The following is a 2,312-nucleotide window of genomic DNA, read 5'->3' on the forward strand; positions in this document are numbered from 1 at the left end:
GCAGCCCGCTGCAACCGCTGCTGCCGATGCTGCCGCAGGCGGCGGACATCGGCCTGCACGTGATCATCGCCAGGAGCACGGCAGGGGCGAACCGGGCGATGGGGGATCCGGTCGTGCGGCAGATGTGGGAGCTGGGGACCCCGGCGTTGATGTTCTCCTGCCCGAAGGACGAGGGGCGGTTCCTGGGGGACCTGCGGCCCAAGACGCTCCCGGTGGGCCGGGCCCAGCACGTCAACCGCCGGCGGGCGGTCAGGATGGTGCAGACGGCGCTGCTGGACGACCGCGAGCAGGGGTGAGTCCCCGCGCCCGGGGGTCGGTCGGTGCTCACCCGCGACGACCCCCGGGCGTCCCGCCCCGCGGACCGGCCAGGCTCAGCACGACGAGCCCCCTCCCGAGCACGCCCTCGGTCACCAGGGCGGCCTGGAGACCGAGAGCGACGGACACAGGCATGAGGACGGCCACCACGCCTCCCCCGGCGGGTGACGTGGTCCGCGCCCCCGCGACGTCCCACCGGGGGCGGGCCGGCCGGCACGGTGTGCGGCACCGGACCGCACCCCGACAACCACTGATAGGAGGGAGCGGGAGCTGTTACGTCCTGGCCATGTGCACCAGTTCCCACACGTGCCCGTCGGGGTCCTGGAAGCTCCCGCCGTACATGGGGCCGTCCTCCACCGGCGGTTTCCAGGGCCGTCCGCCGGCGGCGATCGCCTTCGCCACCAGCTCGTCGACCTGTTCCCTGCTGTCCGCCGACAGGCAGGTCAGCACCTCCGTGGTGGTGGAGGTGTCGCTGATCTCGTCGGTGATGAACTGCCGGAACTGCTCCTCCTCCAGCAGCATCACGTAGATGTTCCGCTCGACGACCATCCCGGCGACGGTGTCGTTGGAGAACGTGGGGTCGAAGGAGAAACCCAGCTCGCCGAAGAACCGCTTCGACCGCTCGAGGTCCCTGACCGGCAGGTTCACGAAGATCATTCGCACTGTTAGGCCCTCCACGGGACGAGGGCACGATCGCCGGACCTTCCCGCGGTCCCCGTTCCACTCGACCTCCCGGCTTCGCGTCGAGGGGCTGCCTCCACCGTAGGCCCGGTCGCGCGGCGCGGACAACGTCGCGGCTCCACCCGGTGCGGGCGGTGCTGGAGCACCGACGCCGCCTCGCGGAACGGCACCTGGGCCCTTGGGACCAGCGGGAGGCGACCGGCCGGCAGGAGGCGGAGATGAGGCGGTCGTAAGCTCTGCGGGACCGCACGCCTCCCCCGCCTGCCCGTCCGGAGGCCACCCGATGCCCGACCGCCACCTCGTCGACGTGCACCTGATCCTGGTGCGCGACGACGAGCTCCTGCTGAGCCTGCGCCGGGACCCCGACCCGAGGTTCGACGGCCAGTGGCACCTGCCGGCGGGAAAACTGGAGGCCAGGGAGTCGGTCCTCGCCGGAGCCGCCCGCGAGGCGCGCGAGGAGGTCGGCGTCTCGGTCAGCCAGGACCAGCTGCGGCTGGTCCACACCGCGCACGTCACCGCTCCCGGCGTTGAACCCCGGTTGGGTCTGTTCTTCGAGGCGACCGGGTGGTCGGGAGTTCCGTTCAACAGGGAACCCGAGAAGAGCTCCGGCGTGGCCTGGTTCCGGTTCGACGCCCTGCCGAGCCCGCTCATCGCCTACTCGGCGGTGGGCATCGCGAACTACCGGGCGGGCGTGGCGCTGTCCGTGCTGGGCTGGGACGACACCGACGTCACGCGTTCCCGACCCTGACCACGGAAACCCCGACGCCCGCCGGGCGGTGCGGGAACGCCGGCGGCGGGATCCCGACGTCGTGGCGAACCCAGGTGGGGTGCCAGCACACCTCGACCCGGCGCACGGGCCTGCCCGCCCGGACCGCACCTCCCCGCACCAGGCGACCTCCAGCGCGCCACCCGGCTGGGGACGCCGATCCGCCCAGGGTGGTCACACGCACGGGCGGCGGGACGGGTTCCTGACAACGCTCGACGGGGTCCGGTGGAGGCCGGGCCGTGCCGTTGATCACCTGGGACGACGCGGGAAGGACGGCGCCCGGCCCTCGGCACCGTGACCGAGCGCGGTGCCGGCGACGCGCGGACCAGGGGCAGGAGAGCCGATGCCGTGACGGGTGGCGGAGGCGCGGGACCGCCACTGTCTGTTGAACAAGTTCAGTGAACACGTTCAGTTTGGTGGTTCCGATGGGCACGACACGAGATCGACTACGAAGCGAGACGCACGCGAAGGTGCTCGCCGCAGCCGACACCCTGTTCCTCGAGCAGGGCTTCGCGGCCACCACGGTCCGGGACATCGCCGCGTCGGCGGG

4 protein-coding genes and 1 pseudogene are annotated in these 2,312 nt (G+C 72.4%); 3 read left to right on the forward strand and 2 right to left on the reverse strand.

What is annotated here, in order from left to right; genetic code table 11:
• Nucleotides 1-296, forward strand: a pseudogene (locus tag ACTIDRAF_RS31030) (hypothetical protein); the annotation flags it as partial.
• A 28-nt stretch (nt 297-324) separates the two neighbouring features.
• Here the strand turns inward: ACTIDRAF_RS31030 and ACTIDRAF_RS35430 are convergent.
• Both ACTIDRAF_RS35430 and ACTIDRAF_RS0224315 read right to left on the reverse strand, forming a co-directional pair.
• Nucleotides 325-450, reverse strand: coding sequence for a hypothetical protein (locus ACTIDRAF_RS35430; protein ID WP_280956892.1), 126 nt, complete (start codon nt 448-450; stop codon nt 325-327).
• 138 nt (nt 451-588) lie between these two features.
• On the reverse strand, nt 589-972 hold the full coding sequence (locus ACTIDRAF_RS0224315; RefSeq protein WP_016701279.1) for a VOC family protein: 384 nt from the start codon (nt 970-972) through the stop codon (nt 589-591).
• Between the two features lie 307 nt (nt 973-1,279).
• Here ACTIDRAF_RS0224315 and ACTIDRAF_RS0224325 point away from each other — a divergent pair, with 307 nt between their 5' ends.
• Together ACTIDRAF_RS0224325 and ACTIDRAF_RS35615 are read left to right on the forward strand one after the other, a co-directional pair.
• Nucleotides 1,280-1,744 (forward strand): NUDIX hydrolase, encoded by a 465-nt coding sequence (locus ACTIDRAF_RS0224325; RefSeq protein ID WP_016701281.1) that lies wholly within the window; start codon nt 1,280-1,282, stop codon nt 1,742-1,744.
• 443 nt (nt 1,745-2,187) lie between these two features.
• Nucleotides 2,188-2,312 (forward strand): TetR family transcriptional regulator (locus ACTIDRAF_RS35615; RefSeq protein ID WP_157163253.1); only part of this gene is annotated, 125 nt, incomplete at its 3' end.

The organism is Actinoalloteichus spitiensis RMV-1378 (assembly GCF_000239155.1).
GTDB classification, from domain to species: Bacteria; Actinomycetota; Actinomycetes; order Mycobacteriales; family Pseudonocardiaceae; genus Actinoalloteichus_B; species Actinoalloteichus_B spitiensis.